11 protein-coding genes are annotated in these 13,106 nt (G+C 65.2%); 7 read left to right on the forward strand and 4 right to left on the reverse strand.

The annotated features are described in order from the left end of the window. Positions 1–13 precede the first annotated feature (13 nt). Positions 14–1,597 carry an asparaginase domain-containing protein gene (locus tag P0Y43_RS22450; protein WP_275639455.1) on the forward strand — a complete coding sequence of 528 codons (1,584 nt, stop codon included), beginning with the start codon at positions 14–16 and terminating at the stop codon, positions 1,595–1,597. Positions 1,598–1,627: 30 nt separating this feature from the next. Then, a complete protein-coding gene (locus P0Y43_RS22455; RefSeq protein ID WP_275639456.1) occupies positions 1,628–2,446 on the forward strand; it encodes a hypothetical protein in 819 nt (272 codons plus the stop codon). A 65-nt stretch (positions 2,447–2,511) separates the two neighbouring features. Here the strand turns inward: P0Y43_RS22455 and P0Y43_RS22460 are convergent, their stop codons facing one another. Beyond that, positions 2,512–3,801: a sigma-54 interaction domain-containing protein gene (locus tag P0Y43_RS22460; protein ID WP_275639457.1), complete on the reverse strand. Its 1,290-nt coding sequence runs from the start codon at positions 3,799–3,801 to the stop codon at positions 2,512–2,514. Between the two features lie 224 nt (positions 3,802–4,025). Between P0Y43_RS22460 and P0Y43_RS22465 the strand changes: the two genes are divergently transcribed. The 3 genes from P0Y43_RS22465 to P0Y43_RS22475 all read left to right on the forward strand — a co-directional run bounded on the left by P0Y43_RS22465 (position 4,026) and on the right by P0Y43_RS22475 (position 7,077). Then, positions 4,026–4,910, forward strand: coding sequence for an MBL fold metallo-hydrolase (locus tag P0Y43_RS22465; RefSeq protein WP_275639458.1), 885 nt, complete (start codon positions 4,026–4,028; stop codon positions 4,908–4,910). A gap of 104 nt (positions 4,911–5,014) precedes the next feature. After that, positions 5,015–6,262 carry an NAD(P)/FAD-dependent oxidoreductase gene (locus tag P0Y43_RS22470; protein WP_275639459.1) on the forward strand — a complete coding sequence of 416 codons (1,248 nt, stop codon included), beginning with the start codon at positions 5,015–5,017 and terminating at the stop codon, positions 6,260–6,262. Continuing rightward, on the forward strand, positions 6,259–7,077 hold the full coding sequence (locus P0Y43_RS22475; protein ID WP_275639460.1) for a sulfite exporter TauE/SafE family protein: 819 nt from the start codon (positions 6,259–6,261) through the stop codon (positions 7,075–7,077). The genes P0Y43_RS22470 and P0Y43_RS22475 overlap by 4 nt, the downstream gene beginning before the upstream one ends. Here the strand turns inward: P0Y43_RS22475 and P0Y43_RS22480 are convergent. After that, positions 7,066–7,953, reverse strand: coding sequence for a LysR family transcriptional regulator (locus P0Y43_RS22480; protein WP_275639461.1), 888 nt, complete (start codon positions 7,951–7,953; stop codon positions 7,066–7,068). The genes P0Y43_RS22475 and P0Y43_RS22480 overlap by 12 nt on opposite strands. A 209-nt stretch (positions 7,954–8,162) precedes the next feature. Between P0Y43_RS22480 and P0Y43_RS22485 the strand changes: the two genes are divergently transcribed. Continuing rightward, positions 8,163–9,812, forward strand: coding sequence for a GMC family oxidoreductase (locus P0Y43_RS22485; protein ID WP_275639462.1), 1,650 nt, complete (start codon positions 8,163–8,165; stop codon positions 9,810–9,812). Positions 9,813–9,909: 97 nt separating this feature from the next. Continuing rightward, positions 9,910–11,529 (forward strand): MFS transporter, encoded by a 1,620-nt coding sequence (locus P0Y43_RS22490; protein WP_275639463.1) that lies wholly within the window; start codon positions 9,910–9,912, stop codon positions 11,527–11,529. 215 nt (positions 11,530–11,744) lie between these two features. On the opposite strand, the gene P0Y43_RS22495 is transcribed toward P0Y43_RS22490, so the two are convergent. Both P0Y43_RS22495 and gmhB read right to left on the reverse strand, forming a co-directional pair. Beyond that, entirely contained in the window at positions 11,745–12,515 is a 771-nt protein-coding gene (locus tag P0Y43_RS22495) for a lysophospholipid acyltransferase family protein (protein WP_275639464.1), read from the reverse strand. 60 nt (positions 12,516–12,575) lie between these two features. Continuing rightward, entirely contained in the window at positions 12,576–13,106 is a 531-nt protein-coding gene (gene gmhB, locus P0Y43_RS22500; protein WP_275639465.1) for a D-glycero-beta-D-manno-heptose 1,7-bisphosphate 7-phosphatase, read from the reverse strand.

Here is a 13,106-nt window from a genome sequence, read left to right on the forward strand (position 1 = left end):
AGGAAGCACGCTCATGAAAATCGCAGTCATCAATACCGGTGGCACCATCAGCTGCGTCGGCAACCCGCTGGCGCCCATGACCGCCGCGCAGTTCGCCAGCGCCAGCCAGCAGTTGATCGACCCGATCCTGCGCCAGCAATTCAGCGACCTGCAGGTGGACTACCTGACCTCGGTGACGTTCCCCGAGTCGAGTACCCAGACTCTCGACAGCACCAATTTGCAGCCCAGCGATTGGTGCATCATGGCCAAGGGTATCCTCGACAACTACGCCGCCTATGACGGCTTCGTCGTGCTGCACGGCACCGACAGCATGGACTTCACCGGCACTGCGCTGGCGTTCCTGCTCAACAGTTTCGACAGCCAGGGCGTGGGCACGGCGCTGTTGAGCAAACCCGTGATCATCACTGGCTCGCAAGTGCCGCTGTACTACCAGGCGAGTGCCGGCGCCAGCCTGACCTTGAACTTCAACACCGACGCCTTCCAGAACGTCTGCGGCGCAGTGGCGCTGGCGCAGAGTGGCCTCCCGGAAGTCGGCGTGTATTTCCAGAACCACCTGTACCGCGGCAACCGGGCGGTGAAGACCAACGCCAGCGAGTTCGACGCCTTCCATTCACCGAACTACCCGACCCTGGCCGAGTATGGCGTGGAGCTGACGCTGCACAACGCCAACTGGCTGCCGGGCCCGGTGCACGCCAGCGTCAGCCTCGATGACGCCTCGGTGCTGGCGGCGCAGCAGGCGGCACTGGCGGCGATCGACAATTACCCGGTCATGCAGCTCAACGCCTTCCCGGCGTTCTACAGCCAGAGCCCGGCGAAGTCGTTCATGGCCGACCTGATCAACGCGGTGGTCGCCGCAGGCGCCACGGGGATCATCCTGGAGTCCTACGGTGAGGGTAACTTCCCCTCCGGTAACCCTGACACGCCGACCCAGGGTGCGATCTACCAGGCCCTGGACCTGGCCAACGAGCAGGGCGTGAACATCGTCGACTGCACCCAGGTGATCGCCGGCACGGTGAACAACAGCGCCTACGCGGCCGGTGCCTGGCTGCCGCAGGTCGGCGCCCTGGCACCGGCCGACATGACGCCGATGGCCGCACTGGCCAAACTGATGATCCTCATGGCCTCGGCCAACTACCGCGGTTGGACCCGTAGCCAAGTGCAGGAGCTGTTCCAGACCAACCTGGCCGGCGAGATGCTCAGCGTCAACCTACTCGACAGTCGGGCCAATGCCACCCTGCTGCCGGGCCAGTCGATCGCGGCCCTGGATGGCAGTGCCCAGTTGTTGAATGACCCTGAGCGTGGCCCCGTGCTGAGCGGCGCGGGTACCACCACCGCGCTCTGGCAACTGCCCTCCCCACCCAGCGCCAGCGCGCTGCCCGGTAGGCTGGTCATGCAGGACGACGGCAACCTGGTGTTCTACGGGCGTGATAACCAGGCGCTGTGGGCCAGCAACACCGGCAATCCTGCGGGGGCCTCTTCACGGCTGGTGCTCACCGGCCGCTATGTCGCCGCCACTCCGGCGGCCAGTACCTTGAAGTTGCAAGTGCTGAACTACTCGGCGAACACCATCGCCGTGACGTTGTACCCGGCAGTCTGACGCAATCACACCTTACGAGAGGATCGAGCGATGTCTGTATTCACACGGCAATTCAAGCTCAGTGGCAGGGTAGCCGCCCTGGACCAGTTCCATCAGATCATCACCGATGCGGCGCTGCTGGCCGCACCCGATGAGCATTACATTGCGCCGACGGTGGTGAAGGTGAACATCGTTTACCCGCAGGCCCAGACCATCGGTGTGCCGCAATACTCGCCAACCGTGGTGGGCGAGCCGGCTGGGCGCTACGACCCGGCCGGCGATTGCCATGGCAACTTCATGTCGTACAAGTTCCAGCCCAACAACAACTGCTACGCCTATGGCTGCAACATCACCCCGAACACCTTCCCGCAACCCGGCCGGCAAAGTGGTTATCTGCTGACGGCGGCCGACTTCAAGAAGTCCGTTGCGGATCTCGGTGCCCTGGTCAGCAGCTATGCGGTGAAAGATGGCCTGGTGCTGGCTGGGCGTAACCTCGATGAGCTGATGAAGTTCAAGTCGAGCAAGCAAGGGACCAACCCCGGCGTCGGTGTAGGAGGTGGTGCCGGTTACTTGGCCGGGCACTTCGTGGCATTGATGGTTTCACCGGCGGGCGACGCGAACTGGCCGGGCGACTACCACTGGGCCCGCTGCGACAATTCGTCGGGCGCCTGTGATTCGTGGTCGCAGAAGGATGGCTCGGACCAAGTCACCAACTTCGACTTCGCCGGCAACGCGATCAAGAACCCGGCAACGGCGAACTGGACCGTCAACCAAGGCCCTGTCTCCAGCACCGACAAGCGTGAACTGGTGGCCAACTATGAGTTCTACTGTTTCATGTTCGTACCCGAGAAGGGCGTGAACATCATCTGATGGTGTGTGGCGTTGGGCACCCTGACAGGTGTCCAACGCCAAGCACGTTCCACGTGGAACAGTGCTCAGAGATCGAGCCTTTTCAGACGGCGGTACAGGGTTCGCTCACTCATCCCCAATTGCTCTGCCAGTTCCCGGCGCGAACCTTTGAAGTTGTCCAGCGCCTGCACCAGCGCTTTCAACTCGTTGAGGTCGCGCCCGCGTGGGGCTGCACCCGGTACGCTGTCATCCAGCAGGTGCTCGCTGCGGATGACACCATCATCGGCGAACAGCCACGCCCGTTCGAGCATATTGCGCAGCTCGCGGATGTTTCCAGGAAACGGATGCAGGCTGAGGCGCTCAAGTGCCTGCGGCGCTATTCGCGGCGACTGTTTGCCGGCGATGCGTTGCAGCAGGCTTTCGACCAACAGCGGCAAATCCTCCACCCGCTCGCGCAGGGCCGGTAGGCGAATGGGGAAACCGCTGATGCGGTAGTACAGGTCTTCCCGGAAGGTGCCAGCGCTGACCATCGCCTTGAGTGGTTTGTGCGTTGCCGAGACCAGGCGAAAATCCGCATGCACCGTGCGCAAGCTACCCACTGGGCGAAAGCTGCCGGACTCGATCAGCCGCAGCAGCTTGACCTGCATGGCCATCGGCACTTCGCCGATTTCATCGAGAAACAAGGTGCCACCGTGGGCGGCCTCTGCCAGGCCTATCTTGCGTTGGGTGGCACCGGTGAAGGCGCCCTTCTCGTAACCGAACAGCTCGCTTTCGAACAGTGACTCGGTCAGCCCGGTGCAATCGACCACCACCAGCGGGCCGTTGGCGCGCGGGCTGCCCAGGTGCAACGCGCGGGCGAACAGCTCCTTGCCCGTGCCGGACTCGCCCTGCAGCAACACTGGAATCTGCGCGGGTGCTGCCCGCTGCAGGCTGGCCAGTGCCGTCTTGAACGCCGGGGCACGACCCACCAACCCATGTTGCTGGGGTTGCGCCGACGCTAGCGTGACGCGGGTGAGGCGCTCGACGAACGCCACCACCTCGCCTTGCCCGTCGAAGATGGGCCGCAGTTCCACATCCACATGCTCAGGCCCGCGTGGGGTGTGGTGAATGTGCAACACCCGCTCCGGCGCCTTGCTGTCCCACGCCTTGCGCAGTGGGCAATGCTCACCCGCTTGGTCGCAAGGCACGGCGTAATGATGCGATACCCGGTGGCATTTCTGGCCCAGGGGCGCCTGCTCATTTGTGGCGAACTGTCGTCGGTAGGCGGCGTTCGCGGCGAGAATGTTGTAGTCGGTGTCCAGCACGATGCACGGTTGCACATCGTGTTCGAGGTAGGACACCAGGGCGAGGATGGCGGGTTGGGAGGGGGCGGACATGACAGCACCAGCAGGACGATGCGCCGAGCCTAGCAAGGACTGCCAAACACTGCCATCGGCTGACAGCCGACTGCCACGCAGGGTGACGGTAATGGCGGTGGTGGCGCCCCTGTGCCGGGCAAACCCCCGCCCGCCGGGCGGATGATGAGTGGCATGCATCTTGATAAAGGCTGGTTTACTGCCTACGCCTCTATTATAGAGGCGCAGCGGAACTGGAGAGAGTGATGATCATCGGCAACAACCTTCACGTGGAAGCCTTGTTCGACGAGGCGACCTCGACCATCAGCTACCTGCTGATGGACCGCGGCACGCGCCACTGCGCGTTGATCGACAGCGTGCTGGACTACGACCCGAAGTCCGGGCGCACCCGTTGCGTCTCGGCGGACAAGCTCATCGCCCGTGTCGAGGCGCTGGGCGCCAAGGTGCAGTGGATTCTGGAAACCCATGTGCACGCCGACCACCTGTCGGCGGCGGCCTACCTCAAGGAGAGGCTCGGCGGACAAGTGGCCATCGGCGCCCAGATCACCCAGGTACAGAAAGTGTTCGGCGCGCTGTTCAATGCCGAGCCGGGCTTTGCTCGCGATGGCAGTCAGTTCGACGTACTGTTCGAGGACGAAGCGGTATTCATGATCGGCAGCTTGCGCGCGCGGGCTCTGCACACGCCTGGGCATACCCCGGCGTGCATGAGCTATGTGGTCGAGGATGGCGGCGAGACCGCGGTGTTCGTCGGCGACACCTTGTTCATGCCCGACTATGGCACGGCGCGCTGTGACTTCCCGGGCGCCGATGCGCGTACCCTGTACCGCTCGATCCGTCGCTTGCTGGCGTTCCCCGAGGCGACACGGCTGTTCATGTGCCACGACTACCTGCCGGGTGGGCGCGAGATGCGTTACGTCACCACGGTGGCCGAGCAGCGCACCAGCAACATCCACATTCATGAAGGGGTGAGCGAGGACAAGTTCGTCGCCATGCGCGAGGCGCGTGACGCGACGCTCGACATGCCGGTGCTGATCCTGCCGTCGGTGCAGGTGAACATGCGCAGCGGGCAGTTGCCGGAGCCTGAAGAGAATGGCGTGCGTTACCTGAAGATTCCATTGAATGTGTTGTAGGCACCGGCCCTGTCGCTGGGCCAGCCCGCGCTGTCCCTGTGGGAGCGAGCTGGCCCCGCGATAGGACCCTGCGCGACACCTCAAACCCAATGAAGGAAGACCCGATGTCCCCCCACCACAAGGTCGTGATCGTAGGCGCCGGTGCCGCCGGCATCGCCACCGCTGCCAGCCTGCTCAGCCGCGACCCCTCCCTCGACGTGGCGCTGATCGACCCCGCCGATGTCCACTGTTACCAACCCGGCTGGACCCTGGTCGGCGCCGGCGTGTTCAACGCCGCCAGCACTGCCCGCCCCATGGTCGCCACCCTCCCCCGCAACGCCCAGTGGATCAAGGCCCGGGTCGAGCGTTTCGACCCCGACGCGCAGTGCGTGTACCTCGATGACGGTCGCGTTGTCAGCTACGAACAACTGGTGGTCTGCCCTGGCCTGACGCTCGACTGGGGCGCCATCGATGGCCTGGAGCACACGCTGGGCCGCAACGGCGTCACCTCCAACTACCGCTACGACCTGGCGCCCTACACCTGGGAGCTGGTGCGCAACCTCAAGCAAGGCCGTGCCCTGTTCACCCAGCCGCCGATGCCGATCAAGTGCGCCGGCGCCCCGCAAAAGGCCCTGTACTTGTCGTGCGACCACTGGCTGCGCGCCGGTCGCCTGGGCGCGGTCAAGCCCAGCTTCTTCAACGCGGGCGCAGTGCTGTTCGGTGTGGCCGACTACGTGCCGGCACTGATGGCCTACATCGACAAGTACGGCGTCGACCTCAACTTCGCCGAGCGGCTGGTGGCGGTGGACGGTCCCAACCGCCGCGCGACCTTCGTCCGCGCCCTGGCCGATGGCAGCAGCGCCACCCGCGTCGAAACCTTCGACCTGTTGCACGTGGTGCCGCCCCAGGTAGCGCCGGGCTTCATCCGCCACAGCCCGCTGGCCGACGCCGGCGGCTGGGTCGAGGTCGACCCGCACAGCCTGCGCCACCGGCGCTTTGCCAACATCCATGCGCTGGGGGACGTGATCAACACCAGCAACGCCAAGACCGCCGCCGCTGCGCGCAAGCAGGCGCCGGTGGTGGCTAACAACGTGCTGGTAGCGCTGGGCCGCCGTGCGACCCTGGCCGGCTACGACGGCTACGGTTCCTGCCCGCTGACCGTCGAGCGTGGCAAGATCGTGCTGGCCGAGTTCACCTACGGCGGCACCCTGGCGCCAAGCTTCCCGCGCTGGCTGCTCGATGGCCGTCGCCCTACCCGCCTGGCCTGGCTGCTCAAGGCGAGGTTGCTGCCGCCGTTGTACTGGCAAGGCATGCTCAAGGGGCGTGAGTGGTTGGCACGGCCGAAACCCTTGGCAGGCGAGGCCACCCCGTGATCGAACAGCAACTGCTCGGGACAGCCTTGGGCATGATCATTGGGGCGGTGCTGGCGCTGACCGGCGCCGGCGGTGGCATCCTCGCCGTGCCGCTGTTGGTGTTCGGCCTCGGGCTGTCGATGGTCGAGGCGGCCCCGATCGGCTTGCTTGCCGTCGGGCTGGCCGCCGCCGTGGGGGCGATACTCGGCTTGCGCCAAGGGTTGGTGCGTTATCGCGCCGCGCTGTTCATCGCGCTGATCGGCATCAGCGCCGCGCCGTTCGGGCTGATGCTCGCGCACCGTGTGCCCAACACCCCCTTGGCCCTGGCGTTCGCCGGGGTGCTCATCTATGCCTGCCTGCGCATCTGGCGCAAGGCGTCGCGGGAACTGCGTGGCGAAGCCAACGAGGCGCACCGCTTCATCGAGCCCTGTGTGCTCAACCCGCTGCAGGGCCGTTTGCGCTGGACGCTGCCGTGCGCGCGGGCACTGGCCATGACCGGTGCGCTGTCAGGGTTGTTGTCCGGCTTGCTCGGGGTGGGCGGTGGCTTCGTGATCATCCCCGCCCTGAACCGCTACACCAACCTGCGCATGAAAAGCATCGTCTCGACCTCCCTGGCGGTGATCGCCCTGGTTTCCACGGGCAGCGTGGTCAGCGCCAGCCTCGCCGGGGTGATGCACTGGTGGGTGGGCGCGCCCTTCGCCGTGGGCGCGGTGCTTGGCCTGCTGCTGGCCCGGCCGTTGGCGGCCAGGCTGGCCGGGCCACGGGTGCAGCAGTTGTTCGCCGTCACCGGCTGGAGCGCCGCACTGCTGCTGGCGGGCAAGGTGCTACTCGGCTAGCAGCTCGTCCTGTTGCGCGGCGCACAGCGCCAACAGGTAATCCCACACCACGCGCAAGCGCACCGACTTGTGCAGCTCGCGGCGCGTGCTGATCCAGTAGCTGCGCTGGATCGTCTCGCTGGGCAGCACGCGCACCAGCGTGGGGTCGTGGCGGGCCATGTAGTTGGGCAGCACGGCGATGCCCAGCCCGGCCCGCGCGGCGTACTGCTGGGCGATCACGCTGGTGCTGCGGAACACCACGTTGGGCGAGCGGCAGAAGCTGTTGAGGAACAACAGCTCCTGGCTGAACAGCAGGTCGTCGACGTAGCCGATCCAGCTGTGCCGGGCCAGGTCCTCGCGATGGCGCAGCGACGGCGCGCTGTCCAGGTAAGCCTGGCTGGCGTACAGCGCCAGGCGGTAGTCGGTGAGTTTGCGGGTGATCAGCAAATCGGCGTTGGGACGCTCCAGGTGCACGCTGATCTCCGCCTCGCGGTTGAGGATGCTGACGAAGCGCGGCACCGCCACCAGTTCCACTTCCAGGCCCGGGTAGCGTTCGAACAGCGGGTTCAAGCGCGGGGTGAAGAAGGCGATGCCGATGCCTTCGGTGACCCCCAGGCGGATCTTGCCCAGCGGGGTGATCGACTGGGTGATTTCCTCCTGCGCCAGCAGGGCGACGTTCTCCATGGCTTCGGCATGCTTGAGCAGGGCGTGGCCGGAGGGGGTCAGCTCGTAGCCCTGGGCGTGCTGCACGAACAGCGGCGTGCCGAGGCTCTTCTCGATGCTTTCGATATGCCGGGCCACCGTGCTGTGGGTGGTGTTGAGGCGCTTGGCGGCGGTGAGCAGGCGGCCGCTGCGCTGCAACTCCAGGAAGAACCGCAGGTCATTCCAGTCGAACATGGGGCGCTCCTCCGTGGTGGGGGCAACGGTCTTCGTTGTGCCTGGGCGGGCCTCATCGCGGGGCGAGCCCACTGCTGCAGGTGCTCCGCTGTGCTCGCCGGTGGTTGTGCTAAAACGCACAACGGCTGCGCAAAATCTCGTGTTTCGTCAGCGAAATTAATCAATAAGATGAGGGGCGACAAGAACAATAATCAGGCGCGAGGTTGCACATGCCATCAGCCGATTCTGTTTTCGATTACGTGGTCGTAGGGGCCGGCCCCGCCGGTTGCCTGCTGGCCAACCGCCTTTCCGCCGACCCGTCCTGCCGCGTGCTGCTGCTCGAAGCGGGCGGGCGCGACAACTACCCGTGGATTCACATCCCCGTCGGTTACCTCTACTGCATCGGCAACCCACGCACCGACTGGTGCTTCAAGACCGAGGCCCAACCCGGCCTGGACGGCCGCGCCCTGGGCTACCCGCGCGGCAGGGTGCTCGGCGGCTGTTCGTCGATCAACGGCATGATCTACATGCGCGGCCAGGCGGCGGACTACGACCGCTGGGCCGAGCAAGGCAACGACGGCTGGGCCTGGCAGGACGTGCTGCCGCTGTTCAAGGCCAGTGAGAGCCACTTCGCCGGTGCCAGCGACAGCCATGGCGCCGACGGCGAATGGCGGGTCGAGCGCCAGCGCTACAGCTGGCCGATTCTCGATGCCTTCCGCGATGCCGCCGAGCAGAGCGGCATCGCCAAGGTCGACGACTTCAACACCGGCGACAACCAGGGCTGTGGCTACTTCCAGGTCAACCAGCGCAGCGGCGTGCGCTGGAATGCATCCAAGGCTTTCCTGCGCCCTATCCAGCAGCGCGCCAACCTCACCGTGCTGACCGACGTGCAGGTCGACCAGGTGCTGCTCGACCACGCCCGCGCCACGGCGGTGAAGGCTCGCTGGCAAGGTGCCTGGCATGAATTCGAGGCGCGCCGCGAGATCATCCTCTGCGCAGGCTCCGTCGGTTCGCCCGGCATCCTCCAGCGCTCCGGCATCGGCCCGCGCAAGCTGCTCGAAGGCCTGGGCATCGGCGTGCGCCACGAACTGCCCGGCGTTGGCGGCAACCTGCAGGACCACCTGCAACTGCGGTTGATCTACCAGATCCGCAACACCCGCACCCTCAACCAGATGGCCAATAGCCTGTGGGGCAAGCTGGGCATGGGCCTGCGCTACCTCTACGACCGCAGCGGGCCGTTGGCGATGGCGCCGAGCCAGCTGGGCGCGTTCGTGCGCTCCGGCCCCGAGCAGGCCACCGCCAACCTGCAATACCACGTGCAGCCGTTGTCGCTGGAGCGCTTCGGCGAGCCGCTGCACGACTTCCCGGCGTTCACCGCCTCGGTGTGCAACCTGCGCCCGGCCAGCCGTGGGCGCATCGACATCCGCTCGGCAGACCCGGGCAGCGCGCCGCTGATCGACCCCAATTACCTCAGCGACCCGCAGGACCTGCGCGTCGCCGCCGACGCCATCCGCCTCACCCGGCGCATCGTCCAGTCCCCTGCCCTGGCGGCCTTCGCCCCGCGCGAATACCTGCCCGGCCCGTTGCTGCAGACCGAGGAGGAACTGCACGATGCCGCCGGCAAGATCGGCACCACCATCTTCCACCCGGTCGGCACCTGCCGCATGGGCAATGGTCCACTCGACGTGGTCGACAGCCAGCTGCGCGTGCACGGTATCCCGGGCCTGCGGGTGGCCGACGCCTCGATCATGCCGCAGATCGTCTCCGGCAATACCTGTTCACCTACATTGATGATCGCCGAGAAGGCGGCGCAACTGATCCTCAGGGGGGCTTCCAGGCAAACCAACCTCAGCGAAAGCAACGCGATACCGACGCCCTGACCCGGGTGCGTGCAACACCGGTGGCTTGCGGTCGAAAGCCGCCGACAGTGGAACAACAAGAATAATCACTGTGGCCTGCGGGCCGAGGACAGCAACGATGTCGGATTACATCCAAGAGCAAGGCGCGGCGGCCACCAGCAGCAGCCGGCGTGAAGAGCGCAAGATCATTTTCGCGTCATCCCTCGGGACGGTGTTCGAGTGGTATGACTTCTTTCTCTACGGCGCGTTGGCGGCGGTGATCAGCAAGCAGTTCTTCGCTGGGGTCAACGACACCACCGCGTTCATCTTCGCCCTCATGGCCTTCGCCGCGGGCTTCCTGGTACGGCCCTTCGGTGCCTTGGTGTTCGGCCGGCTGGGCGACATGATCGGGCGCAAGTACACCTTCCTGGTGACCATCGTGCTGATGGGCCTGTCGACCTTCGCCGTCGGCCTACTGCCGACCTACGCCAGCATCGGCATCGCCGCGCCGATCATCCTGGTGATCCTGCGCATGCTCCAGGGCCTGGCCCTGGGCGGCGAGTACGGCGGCGCGGCGACCTACGTGGCCGAGCACGCCCCGCCGGGCAAGCGCGGCTTCCACACCGGGTTCATCCAGTCCACCGCCACCCTCGGCCTGCTGCTGTCGCTGGTGGTGGTGCTGGGCAGCCGCTACATCAGTGGCGACCAGTTCGAAGCCTGGGGCTGGCGCCTGCCGTTCCTGCTGTCGATCGTGCTGCTGGCGATTTCCACGTGGATCCGCATGAGCATGCACGAGTCGCCGGCGTTCGTGAAAATGAAGGCCCAGGGCAAGGTGAGCAAGTCGCCGATCCGCGAGTCGTTCACCTCCTGGCCGAACCTCAAGGTGGTGCTCACCGCGCTGTTCAGCATCAACGCAGGGCAAGCGGTGACCTTCTACACCGCGCAGTTCTACGTGCTGTTCTTCATGACCCAGATGCTCAAGATGGACCCGGCCCAGGCCAACACGCTGCTGATCATCAGCGTGATCATCGGCGCGCCGTTCTTCGTGTTCTTCGGTTGGCTGTCGGACCGTGTGGGGCGCAAGCCGATCCTGATGCTCGGCCTGCTGCTGGCCACGGTGTGCTACTTCCCGATGTTCAAGGCCCTGAGCCATTACGCCAACCCGCAGATCGACGCGGCCAGCCGCCAGGCGCCGATCGTGGTCAACGCCGACCCGCAGGGCTGCACCTTCCAGTTCGACCCGGTTGGCAAGGCGCGTTTCGACAGCCCGTGCGACAAGGTCAAGACCTTCCTGGTCAAGCAGGGGCTGCCGTACAGCTCGGTCAATACCACGGGCAGCGACGTGTCGGTGAGCATTGGCGACAAGACCCTCAACGGCTTCGACGAAGCGGCCCTGCGTGCAGCCATCCAGCAGGCTGGTTACCCGGCCAAGGCCGACCCGGCGCAGGTGAACCAAGTGATGGTGGTGGTGCTGATCGTCGCGATGATCCTGATCGCCACCATGACCTATGGGCCGTTGGCAGCGGTGATGGTGGAGCTGTTCCCGACGCGCATCCGCTATACCTCGATGTCGCTGCCGTACCACATCGGCAACGGTTGGTTCGGCGGCTTCCTGCCGACCGTGTCGTTCGCGCTGGTGGTGTACACCGGGGATATCTTCTACGGGCTGTGGTATCCGGTGCTGATCACCGGGGTGAGCCTGGTGGTGGGGATCTTCTGCCTGAAAGAGACGCGCGATGTGGATATCGACAAGGTCTGAGTGAGGGCCCGCAGCGCAGTGCTCTGGGTTGGCGGTGAACCTGTAGGAGCAGGTACAAAAAAACCGGCGTAAAAGCCGGTTTTTTTATGCCCTGAAAAAACTTATGCACGATTTTCGAAAAAACGTCATACAGAGAAATAAATAGCTAATTCAACCACTTAGCTTGTTCTGAATAAGGTTAATCCAAAAATTGCTAACACGTTATCCACAGATCGTCAGGCGATAGGCTGCGGGGTGTTTTCCGCCGCCGGCGGCAGCGAGCCCATGGCCCGCTGCGCCGCCTCGTTCCACGCCTGGGCGCGGTCGTTCAGCTCGGCAATGGCGCGTGGCCCGCTGCCCACCGGGTACATGGGTTCGCCGATCACCACCTCGATCGTGCCCGAACGCTTGCCCCAGCCCGACTTGGGCCAGAACTTGCCAGCGTTGTGCGCCACGGGCAGCACCGGCAGGCCGGCATTCACCGCCAGCGCGGTGCCGCCCCGGGAGAACTTGCCCACCTGGCCGTGCGGCACGCGCGTGCCTTCGGGGAAGATCAGCACCCACACGCCCTGCTTGAGCAACTCGTCGCCCTTGCTCGCCACGTGGCGCAGGGCTTCCTTGGGGTTGCCGCGGTCGATGGCGATCGGCCGCAGCATGGCCATCGCCCAGCCGAAGAACGGCACGTACAGCAGTTCGCGCTTGAGCACCTGGCTCAACGGCGAGAAGTACGCCGAGAGGAAGAACGTCTCCCAGGTGCTCTGGTGGTTCGACAGGATCACGCACGGCTGCTGCGGCACGTTCTCAGCCCCGGTGACCTTGTAGTCGATGCCCAGGATCACCCGGGTCAGGAACACCGCGCAGCGGCACCAGTACACGTTGATGAACCGGTAGCGCTTGGGGAACGGCAGGAACGGCGCAACGAAGAAGCTCAGCGAGCACCACAGCAGCGAACTGGTGCCCAACAGCAGGTAAAAAAGAGCGATTCTGATCGCCTGCAGGATCGACATAGTGGCATGTACCGTCGCGGGGGGCGCCCGCCCTTGGGAAAAAGTGCGCCAAAGGGCGCACTAACGAATAAGTTCTCCGGCGATAGCCGCCAGGTCATCGAAAATCAATGTATTTTCCGGGACACCTTTCTCCAGGGTCCTCTCACCCTTGCCGGTTTTCACCAACACGGGTTGTGCACCGACGGCCAGGGCGGCCTCCAGGTCACCTTTACTATCGCCGACAAACCACACACCCGCCAGGCTGGCCTGGTAGTGCGCGGCAATCGCCAGCAGCATGCCGGGCTTGGGCTTGCGGCAGTCGCAGCCGTCGTCCGGGCCATGCGGGCAATGCACGATGTAGCCGACTTCACCGCCCTGCTCGGCGACCAGCACGCGCAGGCGCGCGTGCATGGCTTCGAGGGTTTCCAGTGGGTAGTAGCCACGGGCGATGCCGGACTGGTTGGTGGCCACCGCCACCGTCCAGCCCGCCTTGCTCAACTGCGCGATGGCCTCGATCGAGCCAGGAATGGGCAGCCATTCGTCCAGCGACTTGATGTAGGCGTCGGAGTCGTAGTTGATCACCCCGTCTCGATCGAGAATCAGCAGTTTCAA

The organism is Pseudomonas entomophila, from assembly GCF_029193575.1.
Classification (GTDB): domain Bacteria; phylum Pseudomonadota; class Gammaproteobacteria; order Pseudomonadales; family Pseudomonadaceae; genus Aquipseudomonas; species Aquipseudomonas entomophila_G.

Bases quoted from the DNA above. Each gene is read 5' to 3' on its own strand.
- P0Y43_RS22450 (WP_275639455.1), top strand. From the start codon at position 14: ATGAAAATCGCAGTCATCAATACCGGTGGCACCATCAGCTGCGTCGGC.
- P0Y43_RS22455 (WP_275639456.1), top strand. From the start codon at position 1,628: ATGTCTGTATTCACACGGCAATTCAAGCTCAGTGGCAGGGTAGCCGCC.
- P0Y43_RS22460 (WP_275639457.1), bottom strand. From the start codon at position 3,801: ATGTCCGCCCCCTCCCAACCCGCCATCCTCGCCCTGGTGTCCTACCTC.
- P0Y43_RS22465 (WP_275639458.1), top strand. From the start codon at position 4,026: ATGATCATCGGCAACAACCTTCACGTGGAAGCCTTGTTCGACGAGGCG.
- P0Y43_RS22470 (WP_275639459.1), top strand. From the start codon at position 5,015: ATGTCCCCCCACCACAAGGTCGTGATCGTAGGCGCCGGTGCCGCCGGC.
- P0Y43_RS22480 (WP_275639461.1), bottom strand. From the start codon at position 7,953: ATGTTCGACTGGAATGACCTGCGGTTCTTCCTGGAGTTGCAGCGCAGC.
- P0Y43_RS22485 (WP_275639462.1), top strand. From the start codon at position 8,163: ATGCCATCAGCCGATTCTGTTTTCGATTACGTGGTCGTAGGGGCCGGC.
- P0Y43_RS22490 (WP_275639463.1), top strand. From the start codon at position 9,910: ATGTCGGATTACATCCAAGAGCAAGGCGCGGCGGCCACCAGCAGCAGC.
- P0Y43_RS22495 (WP_275639464.1), bottom strand. From the start codon at position 12,515: ATGTCGATCCTGCAGGCGATCAGAATCGCTCTTTTTTACCTGCTGTTG.